The sequence below is a fragment of the Streptomyces olivochromogenes genome, from assembly GCF_001514115.1.
Taxonomy (GTDB): domain Bacteria; phylum Actinomycetota; class Actinomycetes; order Streptomycetales; family Streptomycetaceae; genus Streptomyces; species Streptomyces olivochromogenes.
Genome location: NZ_KQ948452.1, coordinates 507,559 through 529,596, shown reverse-complemented (window position 1 = coordinate 529,596; position 22,038 = coordinate 507,559). Strand labels below are relative to the sequence as shown.

The following is a 22,038-nucleotide window of genomic DNA, read 5'->3' as shown; positions in this document are numbered from 1 at the left end:
TTGCTCAGCCAGTCAGCCAGAGAGATCGACGACGATCGGAGCCGGCCCCCATGGGCGAGCAGAGTCAAGTGAAGTTCCCGCAAGAGGTCATCGACGAGTACGCCGCACTCGGCGTCGACCTGCCCGCCCTCTTCTCGGCAGGCCACCTCGGCTCCCGCATGGGCGTACAGATCGTCGAGGCCTCCGCGGACCGGGTCGTCGGCACCATGCCGGTGGAGGGCAACACCCAGCCGTACGGCCTCCTGCACGGCGGCGCCTCCGCCGTCCTCGCGGAGACCCTCGGCTCGGTCGGCTCCATGCTCCACGGCGGCAGCTCCAAGATCGCCGTCGGCGTCGATCTGAACTGCACCCACCACCGCGGCGCCCGCTCCGGCCTCGTCACCGGCGTGGCCACCCCCGTACACCGCGGGCGCACGACAGCGACGTACGAGATCGTCATCACCGACGACAACGACAAGCGCGTCTGCACCGCCCGCCTCACCTGCCTCCTGCGCGACGTCAACCCCACCGACGCCGCCCACGTACGCAAGGCCTGACCCCCACCCCCACCCACCACTCCCCGGCACCGGCGTACGACGAGCAAGGGCCGCAGACACCTGCCCCCACTCAACGGCAGTCAGGTACGACGACCAAGGGGGCAGGACACAACTGCCCCCCGCTCAACGGCAGTCGGGTACCACGGCCAAGGGGGCAGGAGACAACTGCCCCCTACTCACCGGCAGTCGGGGACGGCGGGCAGGGGACGGGGCGGAGGTGTCCGCCCGCAGCGGCTGGCGCGTCAACACCGGCCCCTTCCGGGACCGACCGATTCCGCGCCCGACCGAGGACGGATACCTCCGCCCCGGCCCCGACCCCCCACATACTCCTTCCGCACGCCCCCACACACCCCCGCACGCCGCGCCCGCCCCCGCCCGCCGCAACCGCGCTCCAATAAGCCGGAGTTATCGGAAATCAGCGGCAACTCACCACTCTTTCAGGTGACTTAGCGCGCCTTCACGAGCCTGCACGCCCGGACCGCACCCGATGCGCCCAATACCGTGCACGCCGACCGAACTCCGAGTTTCCTTTTCTCGACGTAACGCTGCGTAACACGCACGCAATACGGCATCGGAGTTCCCTCTTCGACGGCTCGTACTCCCGCGACCTCTCCCGGCGACTCCACGCGACCTGCGACGGCACCCGACCGCGACCTTCCCCCACGCGCAACCGGAAGTGCGGATTCTCAACATGTGGAACGAGAAGAATTTCCGCCAAATCGGCCGAGAATACCCGTCCCTGAAGCCCATCAACCGGCACGTCATAACAAGAAAGTCACAAGCCAGCCCACGGCGATGCCCGGGCCCACAGACAGGCTTAGAGTCACGGCCAGTCACCGCGCCGCCGGGCGCGTCTGCAGCACGGCTCGGTTTCACCCAGTACGGCCCGGCGAGACACACGGCAGCTCAGCAGGGCTGCTGCGCCAGGGAGAGGATTCAACGTGCGACAGCGTTCTTTGGTCATACTCACCTCCGTGCTCACCACCGGAGCACTCACGCTGACCGCCTGCGGTTCGCGTGACGACAGCGGGGACAAGAGCAGCAGCAGCAAGACCGAGATCATCATCGGCGTTGACGCTCCGCTGACCGGTCAGAACTCCGCAACCGGCCTCGGCATCCAGGGCGGCGTACAGATCGCCGTCGACGACGCCAACAAGAACAACACCGTCCCCGGCGTGACCTTCAAGGTCCAGGCGCTCGACGACAAGGCGATCCCGGCCAGCGGCCAGCAGAACGCCACCGCTCTCGTCAACAACGAGAAGGTCCTCGGCGTCGTCGGCCCGCTGAACTCCGGTGTCGCCACCCAGATGCAGCAGGTCTTCGCGGCCGCCAACCTGGTCGAGGTCTCGCCCTCCAACACGGCGCCCGAGCTCACCCAGGGCAAGAACTGGCAGACCTCGAAGTCGCGCCCGTTCAAGACGTACTTCCGCACGGCCACCACCGACGCCCTCCAGGGCGGCTTCGCGGCCGAGTACGCGTCCACCACGCTCAAGAAGAAGAACGTCTTCGTCGTCGACGACAAGCAGACCTACGGCGCGGGCCTGGCCAAGCTGTTCAAGGCCGGCTTCACCAAGAACGGCGGCAAGGTCGCCGGCGAGGACCACGTCAACACCGGCGACACCGACTTCTCCGCCCTCGTCACCAAGATCAAGAAGTCCAAGGCCGACCTGGTCTACTACGGCGGCCAGTACGACGAGTCGGAGAAGCTCACCAAGCAGCTCAAGGACGGCGGAGTCAAGGTCCCGCTGTTCGGTGGTGACGGCATGTTCAGCGACACCTACATCCAGACCGCCGGCAAGACCTCCGAGGGCGACCTGGTCACCTCGGTCGGCCAGCCCGTCGACTCCCTGCCCTCCGCCGCGGACTTCATCAAGAAGTACAAGGCCTCCGGCCTCAAGGGCGACTACGGCACGTACGGCGGCTACTCCTACGACGCCGCGACCGCCATCATCAAGGCGATCGCCAACGTCGTGAAGGACGGCAAGGTCCCCGACGGCGCCCGCGCCAAGATCGTGGACGAGGTCCAGAAGACGAAGTTCGAGGGCATCGCCGGCCCCGTCTCCTTCGACGAGTACGGCGACACCACCAACAAGCAGCTCACCGTCTACCAGGTCGTCAGCGGCAAGTGGAAGGCCGTCAAGAGCGGCACGTTCAACGGCTGATCCGATCCCAGCTGGCTTCAGCCAACTCCAGCTGATGCCGGCCAAGTCCGGCTGATCCCAGCTGACTCCAGCCGATCCAGCTGATTCGAGATCCGCCGCTAGCTACACCCCAGGGCCGCGCGGCCAAGACCACACGTCACCGCGCGGCCCGCCCCATCTCCCCCCGTTCACTCTCCCCACCCACATGGAGGCCATGCGGTGAACACCCTGCCGCAGCAGCTGGCCAACGGGCTGTTCCTCGGCTCGATGTACGGGCTGATCGCCATCGGCTACACGATGGTGTACGGCATCGTCCAGCTCATCAACTTCGCCCACGGCGAGATCTTCATGACCGGAGGCTTCGGCGCACTCACGGTCTACCTCTACGTCCTGCCCGACGGCACATCCATGTGGATAGCCCTCCCAGCGATGCTCATCGGCGGCGGACTCGTCGCCGTCCTCATCGCCGTCGGGGCGGAACGGTTCGCCTACCGACCACTGCGCGGCGCGCCACGCCTGGCACCCCTCATCACCGCCATCGGCCTCTCCCTCGCGCTCCAGCAGGCCGTCTTCAACTGGTACCCGAACGCGAAGACCGACCGCAACTTCCCCCAGATCGAAGCCGGTCCCTGGCACATCGGGTCCATCAGCATCAGCAGCGGCTCGCTCTTCGTCATCGTCGCCGCCCCGCTCTGCATGGCGGCCCTCGCGCTCTTCGTCAGCATGTCCCGCACCGGCCGCGCCATGCAGGCCACCGCCCAAGACCCTGACACCGCCCAGCTCATGGGCATCGACACGAACAAGATCATCGTGATCGCCTTCGCCATCGGCGGCTTCTTCGCCGCCGTCGCCGCCGTCTCCTACGGCCTGCGCTACGGCTCGATCCAGTACAACATGGGCTTCCAGATGGGCCTCAAGGCCTTCACCGCCGCGGTCCTCGGCGGCATCGGCAACATCTACGGCGCCATGATCGGCGGCCTCGTCCTCGGCCTCGCCGAGACCATGGCCACCTCCTACATCGACGGCATCCCCGGTATGCAGCAGCTCGGCGGCGGCGGCTGGTCCTCCGTCTGGGCCTTCGTCCTCCTCATCCTCGTACTGCTGTTCAGGCCACAAGGCCTGGTCGGCGAACGCGTCGCGGACAGGGCGTGACCACCATGGCAACCACCGAGAACACCGCAGAGAACACCGCCGAGGTCACCGAGACCGCACGCGGCCTGATCGCACTCCCCCAGACCGCCGCACGTGCCCTCATCGCCGTCGGCGCCGTCGCCACCATCGCCAGCACCTTCATGTCGTGGACCTACACGGCCGACTTCCCCGGGGACCTCACCTACTACGGCTCCCCGGCCGGCCTCCAGATCCTCGACCTCGTCGCCGGCGCGATCACCCTGCTCTTCGCGCTCACCCTCTTCGACGTCCGCGGCCTGCGCTGGCTCAACCCGGCAGGCGCCACCGCGCCCGTCGTCCTCGCCGCCGCCTCCGCGTTCGCCGTCAGCTGGTTCAGCGCCATCGCCATCGCCGTCGACCTCAAGGGCCTCGTCGCCCTCGACCCCGGCGCCTATGTCACCGCCATCGGCTCCCTGATCGCCCTCGTCGGCACCCTCGCTCTGCCGAGCCCCGGCGACACCTTCAAGGACTGGGTCAGCAAGCCCGACCGCATCCCCGCGGCCCAGAAGCTCCCCGGCTGGGCCGAGCGCCTCGTCATCACCGCCGCCACCGCCGTCGCCCTGATCGTCTTCACCTACGGCATCGGCGTAGACCCCGAGGCCAGCGAGACCTTCATCGGCTACCTGCTGCTCGTCATCTTCGGCACCTGGGCACTCCAAGCCGCCGGACTCTTCGACCGCTTCGCCACGTTCAACGCCCGCCACAAGGGATTCGCCACCTCCATGGCGTTCCTCGCCGCGGCGGTCTTCCCCTTCGTCGAGAACAACGAGCACAACGCCAACCTCGGCGTGAACATCCTCGTCGTCGCCACCGTCGCCCTCGGCCTGAACATCGTCGTCGGCCTCACCGGACTCCTCGACCTCGGATACGTCGCCTTCCTCGGCGTCGGCGCCTACGCCGCGGCCCTCGTCTCCGGCTCCGAGTTCTCCCGCTTCTCCGGCGTCCAGTTCCCCTTCTGGGCCGCCATGCTCACCGGCATGGCCGCGTCGCTCGTCTTCGGCGTCCTCATCGGCGCCCCCACCCTGCGACTGCGTGGCGACTACCTCGCCATCGTCACCCTCGGCTTCGGAGAGATCTTCCGCATCACCGTCAACAACCTCGACGGCTCCTCCGGACCCAACATCACCAACGGCCCCAACGGCATCTCGATGATCCCGGACCTCGACATCTTCGGGTTCAACCTCGGGAACTCGCACGACATCGGCTCGATCACCCTCGGCCGCTTCGCGAACTACTTCCTGCTGATGCTGATCATCACCGGCATCGTCGTGATCGTCTTCAACCGCGCCGCCGACTCCCGTATCGGCCGCTCCTGGATCGCCATCCGCGAGGACGAGACCGCCGCGACCGCCATGGGCATCAACGGCTTCCGCGTCAAGCTCATCGCCTTCGCCCTCGGCGCCTCCCTCGCCGGCCTCGCCGGCACGGTCAGCGCCCACGTCGGCTACAGCGTCAACCCGGCCCCGTACCAGTTCGCCGGATCCGTACCGCCCAACTCCGCCTTCCTGCTGGCCGCGGTCGTCCTCGGCGGCATGGGCACGGTCAACGGCCCCATCCTCGGCGCCACCCTGCTCTACCTCCTCCCCGAGAAGCTCGGCTTCCTGAAGGAGTACCAGCTCTTCGCCTTCGGCATCGCGCTCGTGATCCTCATGCGCTTCCGCCCCGAAGGCATCATCGCCAACCGCCGCCGCCAGCTCGAATTCCACGAGTCCGACGACAGCATCGACATCCCCGAACAAGGCCTGCCCGACTCCACCGTCGGCGTCACCAAGGCAGGGGCGTGACCCACATGACCACCACCACGGCCACCAGCCCCGTACTCGAGGCCAGCGGCGTCACCATGCGCTTCGGCGGCCTCACCGCCGTACGCAGCGTCGACCTCACCGTCAACTCGGGCGAGATCGTCGGCCTCATCGGCCCCAACGGCGCGGGCAAGACGACGTTCTTCAACTGCCTCACCGGCCTGTACGTGCCGACCGAGGGCAAGGTCTCCTACAAGGGCACCGTCCTCCCGCCCAAGCCCCACCTCGTCACCAGCGCCGGCATCGCCCGCACCTTCCAGAACATCCGGCTCTTCGCCAACATGACCGTCCTGGAGAACGTGCTCGTCGGCCGCCACACCAGGACCAAGGAAGGCCTCTGGTCGGCCCTCCTGCGCGGCCCCGGCTTCCGCAAGGCAGAAGCCGCCTCCCGCGAACGCGCCATGGAACTGCTGGAGTTCATCGGCCTCGCCCACAAGGCCGACCACCTCTCCCGCAACCTCCCCTACGGCGAACAGCGCAAGCTCGAAATCGCCCGCGCCATGGCGAGCGAACCGGGACTGCTGCTCCTGGACGAGCCCACGGCCGGCATGAACCCCCAGGAGACACGCGCGACCGAAGACCTCGTCTTCGCCATCCGCGACAGGGGCATCGCCGTCCTCGTCATCGAGCACGACATGCGCTTCATCTTCAACCTGTCCGACCGCGTCGCCTGCCTCGTCCAGGGCGAGAAGCTCGTCGAGGGCACCTCCGAGGTCGTCCAGGGCGACGAACGCGTCATCGCCGCCTACCTCGGCACCCCCTTCGAGGGCGCCCCCGGCGCGGAGGAACTCGCCGAGGTCGAAGCCGCCGAGGCGGCGGAGGCCACGGGAACTCCCGAGACCGCGGAAGCCCCCGAGGCGACCGAGACTCCCGAGGCCGCCGAGACTCCTGAGGCCGCCGAGAGCGACGCCGCCGCGGAGGGCACCACCAGCAAGGAAGGAAACGCCCAGTGACCGCACTGCTCGAGGTCGAAGACCTCAAGGTCGCCTACGGCAAGATCGAAGCCGTCAAGGGCATCTCCTTCTCCGTCGAAGCCGGCCAGATCGTCACCCTCATCGGCACCAACGGCGCCGGCAAGACGACCACCCTGCGCACCCTCTCCGGGCTCCTCAAGCCCACCGCGGGCCGCATCACCTTCGACGGCAAACCCCTCAGCAACATCCCCGCCCACAAGATCGTCTCCCTGGGCCTCGCCCACTCCCCCGAGGGACGCCACATCTTCCCCCGGCTGACGATCACCGAGAACCTCCAGCTCGGCGCGTTCCTGCGCACCGACAAGGCGGGCATCGAGAAGGACATCCAGCGCGCCTACGACCTCTTCCCCATCCTGGGTGAACGCCGCAAGCAGGCCGCGGGAACCCTCTCCGGCGGAGAGCAGCAGATGCTGGCCATGGGCCGCGCGCTCATGTCCCAGCCCAAGCTGCTCATGCTCGACGAACCCTCCATGGGCCTCTCGCCGATCATGATGCAGAAGATCATGGCCACCATCGCCGAGCTCAAGGCCGACGGTACGACGATCCTCCTCGTCGAGCAGAACGCCCAGGCGGCGCTCTCCCTCGCCGATCAGGGACACGTCATGGAGGTCGGCAACATCGTCCTCTCCGGCACCGGACAGGACCTGCTGCACGACGAGTCGGTACGCAAGGCCTACCTGGGCGAGGACTGAGACCAGGCTCCGGCCGTACGACCGTACAGCCGCCGCGCGAAGAGGCCCGCGCCCCCAGTCGGGGGACGCGGGCCTCTTCGTCGCTCACCTATACCGCTCGCCCATACCGCTCGCCGGGAAATCAGCCGACGAAATTCTCGATCGGCCTGGAGAAGTCGGCACCGAGTTGCGACATCGCGTGGCCGAACTCCTTCTCGCTGATCGCCTCACGGAGTGTGACCAGCACGGCGCGGACGCCGCTGTCGGCCTCGTCCGGCTTGAGCACGTTGCGCTGGGCCACACGCCGCACGAGCTCGTCATAGTCGAAGCGCTCGATCTCCGCGGTGGCACCCCGCCGAACGGACTCCGCCAGACCCTCCGGGAGCTCCAGCGCCAGGTTCCGCGCCTCACCCGAGCTCAGCCGATGGGCGAGCGTCTCGAGCGTGGCACGCGTGAGATCGGCCGACTCCTGCCGAGTCAGGCCCGTACGTTCCGACACCGCTTGGACGAACGCCTTCTCTTCCACGCGCTGTCTCCTTTGCTGCCTTGCCGACCCGAAGGCCACGCGGCCCCGGAACCAGCCTGACACGCGGTCGCCGGGCTCGCGCGGGCAAGCCACGGCACCCCGGTACGGGGCACCGCCGCTCCCTAGCCCTTGGAGGACTTCTTCTCCTCGGCGTCCGCGATGACCGCCTCGGCGACCTGCTGCATGGACATACGGCGGTCCATGGAGGTCTTCTGGATCCACCGGAACGCGGCGGGCTCGGTCAGCCCGTACTGCGTCTGGAGCACGGACTTGGCCCGGTCCACCAGCTTCCGCGTCTCCAGGCGCTGGCTGAGGTCCGCGACCTCCCTCTCCAGCTGCTTCAGCTCCGTGAACCGCGAGACGGCCATCTCGATCGCCGGTACGACGTCGCTCTTGCTGAAGGGCTTCACGAGGTACGCCATCGCGCCGGCGTCACGGGCCCGCTCGACGAGGTCGCGCTGCGAGAACGCGGTGAGCATCAGCACGGGGGCGATGCTCTCCTCGGCGATCTTCTCGGCCGCCGAGATCCCGTCCAGCTTGGGCATCTTGACGTCGAGGATCACGAGGTCGGGCCGGTGCTCACGGGCCAGCTCGACGGCCTGCTCCCCGTCCCCCGCCTCGCCCACGACGGCGTAGCCCTCTTCCTCGAGCATCTCTTTGAGGTCGAGGCGGATCAGCGCCTCATCCTCGGCGATGACGACACGGGTCGTCAGCGGAGGCACGTGCGACTTGTCGTCGTCGGCGACGGGCTGGGGCGACTCGGGGGCGGTCACGGGGGCTCCTCGTTCAGGGGCGGGTACTGCTCCCAAGAGCCTACCTAGCTGCGGTATGGTGGACGGGCAGCGGGTCGGGGTAAACCTTCGATTCAGCGGGCCCCGGTAGCCCAATTGGCAGCAGGCAATGGATTCAAAACCCATACAGTGTCGGTTCGAGTCCGACTCGGGGCACTTTTCCTTGGATTCCAAGGTCGACACAGAAAAGCGGATGTTCCCGTTCTCGTGAACATCCGCTTTTTGCTGCGCACGGTCGCGATCGCTCGCACAAAGTAGCCACATGTACGACATGAGCACACGCGAGCGAGCTCTGACGCTTGTCGCTCAGGGGCGCAGCCTGAACTCCGCGAGCAAGGAGACCGGGGTATCCAGGTCGGCGATCCGTTGCTGGCAATCGCGCGTCGACCCGTTACCGCGCATGCAGCGCACGCCGTGCTCAAGATGCGGCCCAGCGACCGAGCCACCCTCCAACACGGCGGCCTACAGCTACCTCTTGGGGCTCTACCTCGGTGACGGCTGTATCAGCCCCGGCATGCGAGCGGGCTACGTTCTCCGCATCGCATGCGCCAACACTTGGCCAGGCCTCATCGAAGCTTGCGCCGGCGCCGTCGAAGCCATCAACCCCAGCAAGAAGTCGAACCGGGTCCAAGCAGTCGGGTACGTCTCGATCGTCGGATACAGCCGGCACTGGCCCTGCCTCTTCCCCCAGCGCGGCCCCGGCAAGAAGCACGAGCGCCCGATCGTCCTCGAACCCTGGCAACAGGAAATCGTCGACGCTCATCCCTGGGAATTCATCCGCGGGCTCGTCCACTCCGACGGCTGCCGGATCACCAACTGGACCGAGAAGGTCATCGCCGGCGAGCGCAAGCGCTACGAATACCCCCGGTATTTCTTCACCAACGTCTCCGACGACATCCGGCAGCTCTACACCGACACACTCGACAAGCTCGGCATCCAGTGGACGCACTGCACCCGCAACGGAAACCCGTTCAACATCTCCGTCGCCCGCAAAGCCTCCGTCGCTCTCATGGACGCCCACGTCGGTCCCAAGTACTGACAGCCAGGCCTACTTGGGGCTGTCGTCCTCTCCGATGTGGTGGACGCGTACGAGGTTCGTGGTGCCGGAGACGCCGGGCGGGGAGCCGGCGGTGATGACGACGATGTCGCCCTTTTCGCAGCGGCCGTACTTCAGGAGGAGTTCGTCCACCTGGTCGACCATCGCGTCGGTGGAGCCGACGTGCGGTCCCAGGAACGTTTCTACGCCCCAGGTCAGGTTCAGCTGGGAGCGGGTGGCCGGGTCGGGGGTGAAGGCCAGCAGAGGGATCGGGGAGCGGTAGCGGGAGAGGCGGCGGACCGTGTCGCCGGACTGCGTGAAGGCGACGAGGAACTTGGCGCCGAGGAAGTCGCCCATCTCCGCCGCCGCGCGGGCGACCGCACCGCCCTGGGTGCGGGGCTTGTTGCGGTCGGTCAGAGGCGGCAGGCCCTTGGCGAGGATGTCCTCCTCGGCGGCCTCGACGATGCGGGACATCGTCCGGACGGTTTCCACGGGGTACTTGCCGACGCTCGTCTCGCCGGAGAGCATCACGGCGTCCGTGCCGTCGATGACGGCGTTGGCGACGTCGGAGGCCTCGGCTCGCGTGGGGCGGGAGTTGTCGATCATCGAGTCGAGCATCTGGGTGGCGACGATGACCGGCTTGGCGTTGCGCTTGGCCAGCTTGATGGCGCGCTTCTGGACGATCGGGACCTGTTCGAGGGGCATTTCGACGCCCAGGTCGCCGCGGGCGACCATGATGCCGTCGAAGGCGGCGACGATGTCGTCGATCGCGTCGACCGCCTGGGGCTTCTCGACCTTCGCGATGACGGGGAGGCGGCGGCCTTCCTCGTCCATGATGCGGTGGACGTCGTCGATGTCGCGGCCGCTGCGGACGAAGGAGAGGGCGATGACGTCGAAGCCGGTGCGCAGGGCCCAGCGGAGGTCCGCTTCGTCCTTGTCGGAGAGGGCGGGGACGGAGACGGCGACGCCGGGAAGGTTGAGGCCCTTGTGGTCGGAGACCATGCCGCCTTCGACGACGGTGGTGTGGACGCGGGGGCCGTCGACGGCGGTGACTTCGAGGCAGACCTTGCCGTCGTCGACGAGGATGCGTTCGCCGGGGGTGACGTCGGCCGCGAGGCCCGAGTACGTCGTGCCACAGGTGAGGCGGTCGCCCTCGGCGCCCTCTTCGACGGTGATGGTGAAGGTGTCTCCGCGTTCAAGGAGTACGGGGCCTTCGGTGAAACGGCCGAGTCGGATCTTCGGGCCTTGAAGGTCGGCGAGCAGTCCGACGCTGCGGCCGGTCTCGTCGGAGGCCTTTCGCACGCGCTGGTAGCGCTCCTCGTGTTCGGCGTAGGTGCCGTGGCTGAGGTTGAAGCGGGCTACGTCCATTCCGGCGTCGACCAGGGCTTTGAGCTGGTCGTACGAGTCGGTGGCGGGGCCCAATGTACAGACGATTTTTGCTCGGCGCATGGTTTGAGCCTAGGCCTTACCGGTCGGTAGAGAATTGGTCCAGCATGACTACTCAACAACCTTTACGTGAAGCCTTATTGACAACAGTTGAATTGTGCGCCGGGGTGCTCTGATGAGCGGCTTGGTCGCTTTGCACACCCCGGCCGCATGGATCCAGTACTGCATATTTCCACTGCATATATCTATAGCGAAATGGCAAGCCTTCCGAACCCGCGCTTTACAGCTCCGGCGGGGCCATCGTGAATCGGGCGTTGACCTGGGCGTAGACGTGTTGGCGCTCGGGTTCGAGGTCGAGGGGGGCGGCTTCTTCGGGGGTGCTGCCGGCGAAGGACATGGAGCGCATGGCGCGGCCGGGGCCTGCCGGGTAGGGCTGGGCGTTCTCGGCGCCGATGTCGGCGAGTTCGACGAGGGCGGCGAGAGTGGTGCCGAGGGCTTCGGCGTATTCGCGAGCCCGTTGGACGGCTTCGCGGACCGCCTGCTGTCGGGCTTGGCGGTGGCAGGGCGAGTCGGGGCGCAGGGCCCACCAGGGGCCGTCGACCCGGGTGAGGTCGAGGTCCGCGAGGCGTGTGGTCAGCTCGCCGAGTGCGGTGAAGTCGGTGAGTTCGGCGGTGAGGTGGACGCGGCCGTGGTAGGCGCGGACGCGTTCGCCGCGGCCGTGTTTCGTGAGTTCCGGGCTGATGGAGAAGGCGCCGGTTTCGAGGCGTTCGACGGCGTCTCCGTAGGACTTCACCAGGTCCATGGCCGTCGCGTTGCGGCGGGTGAGGTCGGCGAGGGCCTCGCGTCGGTCGGTGCCGCGGGCGCTGACGGTGATGCCGATGCGGGCGATCTCGGGGTCGACTTCGAGGTGGGCTTCGCCGCGTACGGCGATGCGGGGTGATTCGGGGGTTCCGTAGGGGACTGCGGGCCGGGGTTCCTCTGCGGTGGGGGCCATACGCCCCACTCTGTCACCGCAAGGGTGGTCGTGGTGCCCGGTGGTCACCAGATGGAAACCTCCAGGGCCTGTTCTGGAGTGTCATGCGTGGGTCAGAATCTACGCGCGTCGTTGACCAATTCCCAAGGAGCCATAGACATGCCGTTGAACCGCCGGAAGTTCCTGAAGAAGTCCGCCGTGACGGGTGCGGGGGTGGCGTTGACCGGTGCGGTCGCGGCTCCGTCCGCGCAGGCGGCGACCTCGGCGGCGGCAGGGGGTAGGAAGAAGCCTGTGAAGCGGCACTCCCTCACCGTCATGGGCACGACGGACCTGCACGGACATGTCTTCAACTGGGACTACTTCAAGGACGCGGAATACAAGGACACGGCGGGCAACGCGCAGGGTCTGGCGCGGATCTCGACGCTGGTGAACGAGATCCGCAAGGAGAAGGGGCGTTGCAACACCCTCCTTCTGGACGCGGGCGACACGATCCAGGGCACCCCGCTGACGTACTACTTCGCGAAGGTGGACCCGATCACCGCCAAGGGCGGTCCGGTGCACCCGATGGCGCAGGCGATGAACGCGATCGGCTATGACGCGGTGGCGCTGGGCAACCACGAGTTCAACTACGGCATCGAGACGCTGCGGAAGTTCGAGTCGCAGTGCCGCTTCCCGCTGCTGGGTGCGAACGCGCTGGACGCGAAGACGCTGAAGCCGGCTTTCCCGCCGTACTTCATGAAGACGTTCCACGTGCCGGGTGCCCCGTCGGTGAAGGTGGCGGTGCTCGGGCTGACGAACCCGGGTATCGCGATCTGGGACAAGGCGTACGTCCAGGGGAAGTTGACGTTCCCGGGTCTGGAGGAGCAGGCGGCGAAGTGGGTGCCGAAGCTGCGGTCGATGGGTGCGGACGTGGTCGTCGTGTCGGCGCACTCCGGTTCGTCCGGCACGTCCTCCTACGGTGACCAGCTGCCGTACGTCGAGAACTCGGCGGCGCTCGTCGCCCAGCAGGTGCCGGGGATCGACGCGATTCTCGTCGGGCACGCGCACGTGGAGATCCCGGAGCTGAAGGTCACCAACACCAAGACCGGCAGGACCGTGGTGCTGTCGGAGCCGCTGGCGTATGCGGAGCGGCTGTCGGTGTTCGACTTCGAGCTGGTCCTCGAGAAGGGGAAGTGGCAGGTCGAGTCGGTTGCGGCCACGGTCCGCAACTCGAACTCGGTCGCCGACGACCCGAAGATCACCCGGCTGCTGAAGGACGAGCACGACCTGGTGGTGGCGTACGTCAACCAGGTGGTCGGCACGGCCACGGACACGCTGACGACGGTCGAGGCGCGTTACAAGGACGCCCCGATCATCGACCTGATCACCAAGGTGCAGGAGGACGTGGTCAAGGCGGCGCTGGTGGGCACGGAGTACGCGTCGCTGCCCGTGATCGCGCAGGCCTCGCCGTTCTCGCGCACCTCCGAGATCCCGGCCGGCAAGGTGACGATCCGGGATCTGTCGAGCCTGTACGTGTACGACAACACGCTGGTCGCGAAGGTGCTGACGGGGGCACAGGTGCGGGCGTACCTGGAGTACTCGGCGAACTACTTCGTGCGGACGGCGGCCGGTGCGGTGATCGACACGGAGAAGCTGACCAACGCGAACAACCGTCCGGACTACAACTACGACTATGTGTCGGGGCTCCGGTACGACATCGACATCGCGCAGGCGGAGGGTTCGCGGATCAAGAACCTGACGTACAACGGTGCGGCGCTGGACGACGCGCAGCAGTTCGTGTTCGCGGTGAACAACTACCGGGCGAACGGTGGCGGCGCCTTCCCGCATGTGGCGTCCGCGAAGGAGGTCTGGTCGGAGTCGACGGAGATCCGTACGCGGATCGCCGAGTGGGTGACCGCGAAGGGTGTGCTCGACCCGAAGGAGTTCGCTTCGGTGGACTGGAAGCTCACGCGGGACGGCACGCCGGTTTTCTAGCCCGCCTGCTCTAGCGCACTTGTTCTAGCACGCTTGTTCTCAGGACCCCGGGCTCTTGTCCGGGGTCTTCTTCTTACCGTCCGTCGACGAGCGGGGTGAGGGTCTGGACGGTGTGGCGGGCGGGCGGGACCTGGGACTGGGGTTCGAGTCCGAAGGTGGTGAAGGCCGTACGGCGCGGGAGCGGGTAGGGGTCCTTGCCCGTCAGCGAGTTGAGGATGGTGGCGCTGCGCCAGGCGGCGAGGCCGAGGTCGGGGGCGCCGACGCCGTGGGTGTGGAGTTCGGCGTTCTGTACGTAGACGCGGCCGGGGACGGAGGGGTCGAGGGCCAGGCGGAACTGGTCGTCGATGCGGGGGCGTTCGGCGCTGTCGCGGCGCAGGTAGGGGTCGAGTCCGGCGAGGATCTGGCCGAGGGGGCGTTCGCGGTAGCCGGTGGCGAGGACCACGGCGTCGGTGGTGAGGCGGGTGCGGGCGCCCTGCTGGCCGTGTTCGAGGTGGAGTTCGACCTTGGTGGTGGCGACGCGGCCCGCGGTGCGGACGGTGACGGCGGGGGTGAGGACGGCGTCGGGCCAGCCGCCGTGGAGGGTGCGACGGTAGAGCTCGTCGTGGATGGCGGCGATGGTGTCGGCGTCGATGCCCTTGTGGAGTTGCCATTGGGCGGCGACGAGCCGGTCGCGTACGGGCTCGGTGAGGGCGTGGAAGTAGCGGGTGTAGTCGGGGGTGAAGTGTTCGAGGCCGAGCTTGGAGTACTCCATCGGGGCGAAGGCCTCGGTGCGGGCGAGCCAGTGGATCTTCTCGCGGCCGGCGGGCCGGTTGCGCAGGAGGTCGAGGAAGACCTCGGCGCCCGACTGCCCCGCGCCGATGACGGTGATGTGTTCGGCGGTGAGGAAGCGTTCGCGGTGGGCGAGGTAGTCCGCGGCGTGGATGACGGGGACGCCGGGGGCGTCGACGAGGGGTTTGAGGGGCTCGGGGATGTGGGGTGCGGTGCCGACGCCGAGGACGATGTTGCGGGTGTAGGTACGGCCGAGGGCCTCGGCTTCTCCCTCGCTGTCGAGCTGGGTGAAGTCGACTTCGAACAGGGTGCGTTCGGGGTTCCAGCGGACGGCGTCGACCTGGTGGCCGAAGTGGAGTCCGGGGAGGCGGCCCGCGACCCAGCGGCAGTAGGCGTCGTACTCGGCGCGTTGCATGTGGAAGCGCTCGGCGAAGTAGAAGGGGAAGAGGCGGTCGCGGTCCTTGAGGTAGTTGAGGAAGGACCAGGGGCTGGCGGGGTCGGCGAGGGTGACCAGGTCGGCGAGGAAGGGGACCTGGAGGGTGGCGCCGTCGATGAGCAGGCCCGGGTGCCAGTCGAAGCCGGGGCGTTGTTCGTAGAAGACGCTGTCGAGTTCGGGGAGGGGGTGGGCGAGGGCGGCGAGGGAGAGGTTGAACGGGCCGATGCCGATGCCCACGAGGTCGCGGGGCGCGTCGGGCTCGTGGGGTGGGGGGAGGGGCGTCGGGCTCATCGGGGTGTGTGTCCTTCCACCAGTTTCAGGAGCGCGGCCAGGTCGCCCGGCCGGGTGTGGGGGTTGAGGAGGGTGGCTTTGAGCCAGAGCCGGTCGTCGAGCAGGGCTCGGCCGAGGACGGCGCGTCCTTCGTGGAGCAGGGTGCGGCGTACGGCGGCGACGGCTTCGTCGGAGGCTTCGGCGGGGCGGAACAGGACGGTGCTGAGGGTGGGCGGGTCGTAGAGCTCGAAGCCGGGGTGTGCTTCGACGAGGTCCGCCAGCTCGACGGCGCGGGCGCAGACCTGGTCGACGAGCGCGCCGAGTCCCGCTCGTCCCAGGGTTTTGAGGGTGACGGCGACTTTGAGGATGTCGGGGCGTCGGCTGGTGCGCAGGGAGCGGCCGAGGAGGTCGGGGAGGCCCGCTTCGGTGTCGTCGTCGGCGTTGAGGTAGTCGGCGCGGTGGCCCAGGGCGTCGAGGTCGTGGGGGTCCTTGACGACGAGGAGGCCTGCGGCGACGGGCTGCCAGCCGAGTTTGTGCAGGTCGAGGGTGACGGTGTGGGCGCGGTCGAGTCCGTCGAGTTTGCCGCGGTGGTGGTCGCTGAAGAGGAGGCCTCCGCCGTAGGCGGCGTCGATGTGGAGGCGGGTGCCGTGGGCTTCGCAGAGGTCGGCGATGTCGGGCAGGGGGTCGATGAGTCCGGCGTCGGTGGTGCCTGCGGTGGCGGCCACGAGGAGGGAGCCGCGGAGGCCCTGGAGTTCGGTGAGGGCTTCGTCGAGTGCGGCGAGGTCCATGGTGCCGGCGGGGGCGGGGACGACGACGGGGTCGGGCAGGCCGAGGAGCCAGGCGGCGCGGGGCAGGGAGTGGTGGGCGTTGGCGCCGTGGATGAGCCGCACACCGGCGTGTGCCTCCCGGGCGAGGAGGAGGGCGAGTTGGTTGGACTCGGTGCCGCCGGTGGTGACCAGGGCGTCGTCGGCGCCGATCTCCTGGGCCAGGGCCCGGGTGACGAGTGCCTCCAGTTCGGAGGCGGCCGGAGCCTGGTCCCAGGAGTCCATGGAGGGGTTGAGGGCGGAGGCGGCGAGGTCGGCGGCGGTGGCGACGGCGAGGGGTGGGCAGTGCAGGTGGGCGGCGCACAGGGGGTCGGCGGGGTCGGCCGCGCCCTCGGCGAGAGCCCGTACGACGACGCGTAGGGCGTCTTCGGTTCCCTGCTCGGGCAGTACGTCGCCGAGCGCGTCCCGTACGCGCCGGGCCACGCTCTCCGGTCCGCCGGCGGGCAGTGGTCCCCCGCGTGCCTCGCCGCCCTCGCGCAGTGCGTCGAGGACGGTGTCGAGCAGCGGCCGCAGCGCGCCGGGACCTTCGGGGCCTGAGGCGAGGGGCGGCGTGCTCATGGGGTGTCCTCCGGTGGGCGCGCGGCAGGGGGAGTACCAGCGTGTACGGGGATGGGCCTGCGCGCCCTGAAAGGTCAACGATCCGACCCGAATGGGGGTACTGGTGGGCGGAGGAAATGTGGGCGGGGGGTGAAGGTGCTAGACGCCACGCCGGAACCTGAACCGCTTTCCTCGCCCCCGCCGCCCCTACCCGTCCCATCCCTGGGGGCTGCCGCCCCCAGACCCCCGCATCGGCCTGAACGGCCTCGTCCTCAAACGCCGGACGGGCTGAGGGCTTTTAGGGGCGCGGGGAACTGCGCGACCAGCCCCCACCGGGCCCGCAGCCAAACGAATCCGGGCGGGCCGGAGATCCGGGGCGCAGCCCCGGCCCAAGGGGCGCGGGGAACTGCGCGACCAGACTCCACCCGACCGTGGCCGAGGCCGTGGTTATGCGGTTCGTACCTTCAAGGCTCGGGCCAGGTCGTCGAGTTGGTCGAGGAGTTTGCGGCGGAGGGCGGGGATGGGGTCGGCGTCACGAAGGCACGCTTCGCCGAGGGCGAGGGTTTCGGGGCTGACGGCGTGGACGGGGAACGCGTAGCGCCCGGCGGCGTCGGCGATGGCGGGGCCGCGACGCGCGGAGACGGCGACGGCGTCGGCCCAGTAGCGCTCGACGTACTCCCGGACGAGGTGGGTCTGTTCGGGCTGCCAGAAGCCCTGGGCGGTGGCGATGAAGAGGTAGTTGGAGAGGTGGTCGGAGGTGAACATCTCCTCCCAGGCGCGGCGCTTGGCCTCGGGGTCGGGCAGCGCGGCGCGGCAGCGGGCGGCGCCTTCCTGGCCGGTGGCGCTGGGGTCCTGGACGAGTTCGGCCTCGATGACGGCGTCGTCGATGGCGCCGAGGACGGCGAGCCGGCCGAGGATGCGCCAGCGCAGTTCGGGGTCGAGTTCGGGTCCGCCGGGGACGGTGCCTTCGGAGAACCAGGCGCTGATGGTGTCGGGGTGGGCGGCGACGTCGATGTAGTGGCGCACGGCGGTGAGGCGCAGTCCGGGGTGGGAGCCGTCCTCGGTGCGGCGGATGAGGTCGCGGCAGAGGTCGGTGAGGGTGGCGAGGGCCGTGGGGCGGTCCTCGGCGGGGAGGTAGCGGTCGGCGACCTGGGCGGCGGCGAACGACAGGACGCCCTGGACGAGGGCGAGGTCGCTCTCGTGCGGGAGGTGGGCGCGGGCGGCGTCGATGTAGGCCATGGCGGGCAGTTCGCCGTCGCGGACGGCGTCGCGCAGGGCGTTCCAGACGACCGCGCGGGTGAGGGGTTCGGGCAGGCCGGCGAGGGCGGTGCGCACGGTCCGGAAGGACTCGGGGTCGAAGCGGACCTTGGCGTAGGAGAGGTCGCCGTCGTTGAGGAGGAGCAGGGCGGGGCGCTTGCCGATCATGGTCGGCTCGGTCCCCGGGACGTCGGCTTCGAGGCGGTCGCGCAGGGTGAGGCGGCCCTCGACGCCGAGGTCGTTGTCGTAGAGGCCCACGGCGATGCGGTGCGGGCGGCTGCCGTGGTGTTCGACGGTGAGGGTGTGGGTGCCGTCGGGTCCGGCGGTGAGGGTGGGGGTGAGGGTGTCGACGCCGGTGGTGCGCAGCCAGGAGTCGGCCCAGGCGTGGACGTCGCGTTCGGTGGCGGAGGCGAGGTTGTCGATGAAGTCGGCGAGGGTGGCGTTGGCGAACTTGTGGCGGGCGAAGTGGGCGTTGATGCCGGCCAGGAAGTCCTTCTCGCCGAGCCAGGTGACGAGTTGGCGCAGGGCGGAGGCGCCCTTGGCGTAGGAGATGCCGTCGAAGTTGAGCATGGCGGACGCGGTGTCGGGGACGGCGTCCGGGTCGGGGGCGACGGGGTGGGTGGAGGGGCGCTGGTCGGCGTCGTAGCCCCAGGGTTTGCGGGTGACGCCGAAGTCGGTCCAGGTGTCGGTGAAGCGGGTGGCTTCGGTGACGGTCTGGTAGCCCATGTACTCGGCGAAGGACTCGTTCAGCCAGATGTCGTCCCACCAGCGCAGGGTGACGAGGTCGCCGAACCACATGTGGGCCATTTCGTGGGCGATGACCATGGCGCGGTTCTGGCGTTCGGTGTCGGTGACGGCGGAGCGGTAGACGAACTCTTCGCGGAAGGTGACGAGGCCGGGGTTCTCCATGGCGCCGGCGTTGAACTCGGGGACGAACGCCTGGTCGTAGGAGTCGAAGGGGTAGGGCTCGTCGAACTTCTCGTGGTAGCGGTCGAAGCAGGCGCGGGTGATGTCGAGGATCTCGTCGGAGTCGGCGTCGAGGTGGGGGGCGAGCGAGCGGCGGCAGTGGATGCCGAAGGGCAGGCCGCGGTGCTCGGTGCGGACGGAGTGCCAGGGGCCGGCGGCGACGGCGACGAGGTAGGTGGAGATCAGCGGGGTGGGGGCGACCTGCCAGCGGCCCTCTCCCAGGTGTTCGGTGACGCCGTTGGCGAGGACGGTCCAGCCGTCGGGGGCGGTCACGGAGAGTTCGAAGACGGCCTTCAGGTCGGGCTGGTCGAAGGCGGCGAAGACGCGCTGGACGTCTTCCATGAACAGCTGGGTGTAGAGGTAGGTCTCGCCGTCGGTGGGGTCGGTGAAGCGGTGCATGCCCTCGCCGGTGCGGGAGTAGCGCATCCGTGCGTCGACGCGCAGTTCGTGCTCGCCCGCGGTGAGGCCCTTGAGGGGCAGCCGGTTCTCGTCGAGGGTCTCGGGGTCGAGGGGCTGTCCGTCGAGGGTGACGGAGCGCAGTTCGGCGGGCTTCAGCTCGACGAAGGTGTCCGCGTCGGCGCGGGCGGTGAACCGGATGACGGTCAGGGAGTCGAAGGTCTCGTCCCCGTGGGTCACGTCGAGTGCGATCCCGTAGTGGTGGACGTCGAGGAGCTGGGCACGGGTCTGCGCTTCGTCGCGCGTCAGTACGGACATGGGGGACATGCTGCCTGATGGCTCGGACAGGACACAGGGGTGGTCCGGTATGCGGTGTTTGTTCGGCGCGGTCACACGGCGGGATCGGCGTACTCAACGGCGGGATCGGCGTTCTCAGGCGGTGCGGTCCTGCTCCCGTGTCTCCCGCGCATCCCGTGCCTCTCGTGCATCCCGCGCCTCCCGCGCCTCGCTGCGGCCGTCGCGTTGCGGGGGGACGCGGGTGTCGGGGTGGGGGCGGCGCGGGGCGGGCGGTGAGGCGCGTTCCCCGGTCCGGGCGCGTAACTCGCGCACCTCCGCCTCCAGGGCCCGGCGGCGCTGGTGGGTGTCGTACAGGTAGCGGACCTTGGTGCGCAGGGTCCAGGGGTCGACGGGCTTCATGACGAGGTCGGCGACGCCGAGGGCGAACGCGGTGGCGGACAGTTCGGTGTCCGGTCCGAAGCCGGTGAGCAGCATGACCGGGATGTGCTGGGTCTGTTCCACGCGGCGCATGTAGCGCACGACGTCGAGGCCGCTGACGCCAGGCATGCGCACGTCGAGGAGGAGCAGTCCGACCTGGCCGCGCAGCACTTCCTTGAGGGCGTCGTCGCCGCTGGTCGCGCGGGTCACGAGGTGGCCCAGCGGGGCGAGGGCGCTTTCGAGCGCGTACAGCGTGTCCTCGTGGTCGTCGACGATGAGGATCTTGGCATCCGACGGCATGGCCCGACGTCCCCTCGATCGGCCACATGCCGGCCCGGGCCGGTACGGGCGGGGGCTGGTGCCACGGATGGCGGATGCCAAGGATGGCGGGTGCCACAGGTGGCGGGTGCCACGGGTGGCGGGTGCCCTGGAGCCCGTACGGACGGTCGGCTGGCATGTGCCATTGGCCTGACACCTGACAGGGAGTGCTCACGCAGGATGCACGCTGGGGGCGCCCGGTGTCACTCCCCCGTGGCCGCCGCACCCCGCCCGGCGCCGTCCGCGATGCTCTCGTGGTGGCGGATGACCTCGGCGATGATGAAATTCAGCAACTTTTCCGCGAAGGCCGGATCCAGCTTGGCGCTCTCGGCGAGGCGGCGCAGCCGGGCGATCTGGTGGGCCTCGCGGGACGGGTCGGCGGGCGGCAACTGGTGGGCGGCCTTGAGATGGCCGACCTGTTGGGTGCATTTGAAGCGTTCGGCGAGCATGTGGACGACGGCGGCGTCGATGTTGTCGATGCTGTCGCGCAGCCGGGCGAGTTCCGCGCGCACGGCGGGGTCGACCTCGCCGCCCGCCCCGCCGTTCGTGTTGCTGGTGTTGCTGGTGGTCATGGGGAGCAACTTTACGTGGCGTGCGGGGGCTCGATCATGGGCGGATCGTCGGGGTCGGGTATGCGGTCGCTCCAGCCGCCGGGAAGGGTGCGGCCCTGCTGTTCACGGAAGCGCACGGGGGCCATGCCGACACGGCGGGTGAACAGGCGGGAGAAGTAGGCGGGGTCGTCGTAGCCGACGCGTCGGGCGACCGCGGCGACGGGCAGTTCGGTGGCGGCGAGGAGTTCCTTGGCGCGGCCCAGGCGGATGCCTAGGAGGTAGTCCTTGGGACTGCGGCCGGCGCCGCGGCGGACGGCGGCGCGCAGTTCGGCGGGGGTCATGCCGTGCCGGGCCGCGTGCTCGGCGACGGACAGTGGCTGGAACGCGTCACGGGCGAGGGCGTGCAGGACGGGATCGCCGTCGGGGGCGAGGTCGGCGCGGGCGCGGCGCAGGGCGACGAGGAGTTCGTGGACGGCGGCGCCGGTCTCTACTTCGAGGAGGGGGTTGCCGCGGCGGGCGGCGCGGGCGATGCGGCCGACGGTGGCGCGGGCGCCGGTGGCGTCGGAGAGCGGCACGACGGGGCGGTCGGGTTCGATGTAGCCGAGTTCGGTGTACGTGGCGGTGGCGGGCCCGGTGAAGTCGACGAAGCACTCGTCCCAGCTGGGGTCGGGTCCGTAGTGGTGGGGTACGCCGGGGGTGAGCCAGAGCAGGGCGGGCGCGGTGACGGTGTGGTGGTGTCCGTCGGGACCTCGGAACCAGCCGCCGCCCGCGCTGACGACGACGGCCACGTGGTGGTCGAGGGTGCGGGGTCCGACGGTGGGCAGTTCGCCGTGCTGCAGGCCTACGCCGAGGCAGGCGAGGCCGAGCCGGTGGTGGACGGGTGCGGGGGAGAAATAGCGCATCCAGGTGTGGTGCATCCGCGCGCCTCCCCTCCTTCGCGCCCTGCCGCCGGCGTCACTTCCTTCGCGCCCTTGCCGCCGGCGTCACTCTTTGGTCCAACCAGAGCTGATCTTTGTCCATG

The 22,038-nt window shown here is 69.1% G+C and carries 18 protein-coding genes and 1 tRNA gene; 9 read left to right on the top strand and 10 right to left on the bottom strand.

All coding sequences use genetic code 11. The features are described from left to right. Window positions 1–50: 50 nt before the first annotated feature. The 6 genes from AQJ27_RS08280 to AQJ27_RS08255 all read left to right on the top strand — a co-directional run bounded on the left by AQJ27_RS08280 (window position 51) and on the right by AQJ27_RS08255 (window position 7,315). On the top strand, window positions 51–536 hold the full coding sequence (locus AQJ27_RS08280; RefSeq protein WP_067363985.1) for a PaaI family thioesterase: 486 nt from the start codon (window positions 51–53) through the stop codon (window positions 534–536). Window positions 537–1,477: 941 nt separating this feature from the next. Then, entirely contained in the window at window positions 1,478–2,698 is a 1,221-nt protein-coding gene (locus AQJ27_RS08275; RefSeq protein WP_067363982.1) for a branched-chain amino acid ABC transporter substrate-binding protein, read from the top strand. A gap of 198 nt (window positions 2,699–2,896) precedes the next feature. After that, complete coding sequence (locus AQJ27_RS08270; RefSeq protein ID WP_067363979.1) at window positions 2,897–3,829, top strand: branched-chain amino acid ABC transporter permease; 933 nt, start codon at window positions 2,897–2,899, stop codon at window positions 3,827–3,829. Window positions 3,830–3,834: 5 nt separating this feature from the next. Next, window positions 3,835–5,631 carry a branched-chain amino acid ABC transporter permease gene (locus AQJ27_RS08265; RefSeq protein ID WP_067364813.1) on the top strand — a complete coding sequence of 599 codons (1,797 nt, stop codon included), beginning with the start codon at window positions 3,835–3,837 and terminating at the stop codon, window positions 5,629–5,631. Continuing rightward, window positions 5,628–6,602: an ABC transporter ATP-binding protein gene (locus tag AQJ27_RS60130; protein ID WP_096239801.1), complete on the top strand. Its 975-nt coding sequence runs from the start codon at window positions 5,628–5,630 to the stop codon at window positions 6,600–6,602. The genes AQJ27_RS08265 and AQJ27_RS60130 overlap by 4 nt, the downstream gene beginning before the upstream one ends. Then, complete coding sequence (locus tag AQJ27_RS08255) at window positions 6,599–7,315, top strand: ABC transporter ATP-binding protein (RefSeq protein WP_067363973.1); 717 nt, start codon at window positions 6,599–6,601, stop codon at window positions 7,313–7,315. Before AQJ27_RS60130 ends, AQJ27_RS08255 begins: the two co-directional genes overlap by 4 nt. 121 nt (window positions 7,316–7,436) lie before the next feature. On the opposite strand, the gene AQJ27_RS08250 is transcribed toward AQJ27_RS08255, so the two are convergent. Next, a complete protein-coding gene (locus AQJ27_RS08250) occupies window positions 7,437–7,820 on the bottom strand; it encodes a DUF2267 domain-containing protein (protein WP_067363970.1) in 384 nt (127 codons plus the stop codon). A gap of 122 nt (window positions 7,821–7,942) precedes the next feature. Continuing rightward, complete coding sequence (locus tag AQJ27_RS08245; protein WP_067363967.1) at window positions 7,943–8,593, bottom strand: ANTAR domain-containing response regulator; 651 nt, start codon at window positions 8,591–8,593, stop codon at window positions 7,943–7,945. A 99-nt stretch (window positions 8,594–8,692) separates the two neighbouring features. On the opposite strand from AQJ27_RS08245, the gene AQJ27_RS08240 reads away from it, so the two are divergent. Both AQJ27_RS08240 and AQJ27_RS08235 read left to right on the top strand, forming a co-directional pair. Next, window positions 8,693–8,767: transfer RNA gene (locus AQJ27_RS08240), tRNA-Leu, on the top strand. Between the two features lie 106 nt (window positions 8,768–8,873). After that, complete coding sequence (locus tag AQJ27_RS08235; RefSeq protein ID WP_067363964.1) at window positions 8,874–9,650, top strand: helix-turn-helix domain-containing protein; 777 nt, start codon at window positions 8,874–8,876, stop codon at window positions 9,648–9,650. 9 nt (window positions 9,651–9,659) lie between these two features. Here AQJ27_RS08235 and pyk read toward each other — a convergent pair whose 3' ends face one another. Together pyk and AQJ27_RS08225 are read right to left on the bottom strand one after the other, a co-directional pair. Then, on the bottom strand, window positions 9,660–11,096 hold the full coding sequence (pyk, locus tag AQJ27_RS08230; protein ID WP_067363961.1) for a pyruvate kinase: 1,437 nt from the start codon (window positions 11,094–11,096) through the stop codon (window positions 9,660–9,662). A gap of 217 nt (window positions 11,097–11,313) precedes the next feature. After that, window positions 11,314–12,027, bottom strand: a complete 714-nt coding sequence (locus tag AQJ27_RS08225; protein WP_067363958.1) for an SIMPL domain-containing protein — start codon at window positions 12,025–12,027, stop codon at window positions 11,314–11,316. A gap of 138 nt (window positions 12,028–12,165) precedes the next feature. Between AQJ27_RS08225 and AQJ27_RS08220 the strand changes: the two genes are divergently transcribed. Beyond that, a complete protein-coding gene (locus tag AQJ27_RS08220) occupies window positions 12,166–13,980 on the top strand; it encodes a bifunctional metallophosphatase/5'-nucleotidase (RefSeq protein ID WP_067363955.1) in 1,815 nt (604 codons plus the stop codon). A gap of 73 nt (window positions 13,981–14,053) precedes the next feature. Here the strand turns inward: AQJ27_RS08220 and AQJ27_RS08215 are convergent, their stop codons facing one another. From AQJ27_RS08215 to AQJ27_RS08190, 6 genes are all read right to left on the bottom strand, one after another. Then, complete coding sequence (locus tag AQJ27_RS08215) at window positions 14,054–15,475, bottom strand: lysine N(6)-hydroxylase/L-ornithine N(5)-oxygenase family protein (RefSeq protein WP_067363952.1); 1,422 nt, start codon at window positions 15,473–15,475, stop codon at window positions 14,054–14,056. Continuing rightward, on the bottom strand, window positions 15,472–16,836 hold the full coding sequence (locus AQJ27_RS08210; protein ID WP_067363949.1) for a pyridoxal phosphate-dependent decarboxylase family protein: 1,365 nt from the start codon (window positions 16,834–16,836) through the stop codon (window positions 15,472–15,474). Before AQJ27_RS08210 ends, AQJ27_RS08215 begins: the two co-directional genes overlap by 4 nt. 426 nt (window positions 16,837–17,262) lie before the next feature. Beyond that, window positions 17,263–19,761 carry an aminopeptidase N gene (gene pepN / locus AQJ27_RS08205; protein WP_067363946.1) on the bottom strand — a complete coding sequence of 833 codons (2,499 nt, stop codon included), beginning with the start codon at window positions 19,759–19,761 and terminating at the stop codon, window positions 17,263–17,265. 105 nt (window positions 19,762–19,866) lie between these two features. Further along, complete coding sequence (locus AQJ27_RS08200; RefSeq protein WP_067363943.1) at window positions 19,867–20,448, bottom strand: response regulator; 582 nt, start codon at window positions 20,446–20,448, stop codon at window positions 19,867–19,869. A 221-nt stretch (window positions 20,449–20,669) separates the two neighbouring features. Then, complete coding sequence (locus AQJ27_RS08195) at window positions 20,670–21,038, bottom strand: chorismate mutase (protein WP_067363940.1); 369 nt, start codon at window positions 21,036–21,038, stop codon at window positions 20,670–20,672. A gap of 11 nt (window positions 21,039–21,049) precedes the next feature. Then, window positions 21,050–21,934 carry a helix-turn-helix transcriptional regulator gene (locus AQJ27_RS08190; protein ID WP_067363937.1) on the bottom strand — a complete coding sequence of 295 codons (885 nt, stop codon included), beginning with the start codon at window positions 21,932–21,934 and terminating at the stop codon, window positions 21,050–21,052. Window positions 21,935–22,038: the final 104 nt, after the last annotated feature.

Bases quoted from the DNA above. Each gene is read 5' to 3' on its own strand.
- AQJ27_RS08280 (WP_067363985.1), top strand. From the start codon at position 51: ATGGGCGAGCAGAGTCAAGTGAAGTTCCCGCAAGAGGTCATCGACGAG.
- AQJ27_RS08265 (WP_067364813.1), top strand. From the start codon at position 3,835: ATGGCAACCACCGAGAACACCGCAGAGAACACCGCCGAGGTCACCGAG.
- AQJ27_RS08235 (WP_067363964.1), top strand. From the start codon at position 8,874: ATGTACGACATGAGCACACGCGAGCGAGCTCTGACGCTTGTCGCTCAG.
- pyk (WP_067363961.1), bottom strand. From the start codon at position 11,096: ATGCGCCGAGCAAAAATCGTCTGTACATTGGGCCCCGCCACCGACTCG.
- AQJ27_RS08225 (WP_067363958.1), bottom strand. From the start codon at position 12,027: ATGGCCCCCACCGCAGAGGAACCCCGGCCCGCAGTCCCCTACGGAACC.
- AQJ27_RS08220 (WP_067363955.1), top strand. From the start codon at position 12,166: ATGCCGTTGAACCGCCGGAAGTTCCTGAAGAAGTCCGCCGTGACGGGT.
- AQJ27_RS08215 (WP_067363952.1), bottom strand. From the start codon at position 15,475: ATGAGCCCGACGCCCCTCCCCCCACCCCACGAGCCCGACGCGCCCCGC.
- AQJ27_RS08210 (WP_067363949.1), bottom strand. From the start codon at position 16,836: ATGAGCACGCCGCCCCTCGCCTCAGGCCCCGAAGGTCCCGGCGCGCTG.
- pepN (WP_067363946.1), bottom strand. From the start codon at position 19,761: ATGTCCCCCATGTCCGTACTGACGCGCGACGAAGCGCAGACCCGTGCC.
- AQJ27_RS08200 (WP_067363943.1), bottom strand. From the start codon at position 20,448: ATGCCGTCGGATGCCAAGATCCTCATCGTCGACGACCACGAGGACACG.
- AQJ27_RS08195 (WP_067363940.1), bottom strand. From the start codon at position 21,038: ATGACCACCAGCAACACCAGCAACACGAACGGCGGGGCGGGCGGCGAG.
- AQJ27_RS08190 (WP_067363937.1), bottom strand. From the start codon at position 21,934: ATGCACCACACCTGGATGCGCTATTTCTCCCCCGCACCCGTCCACCAC.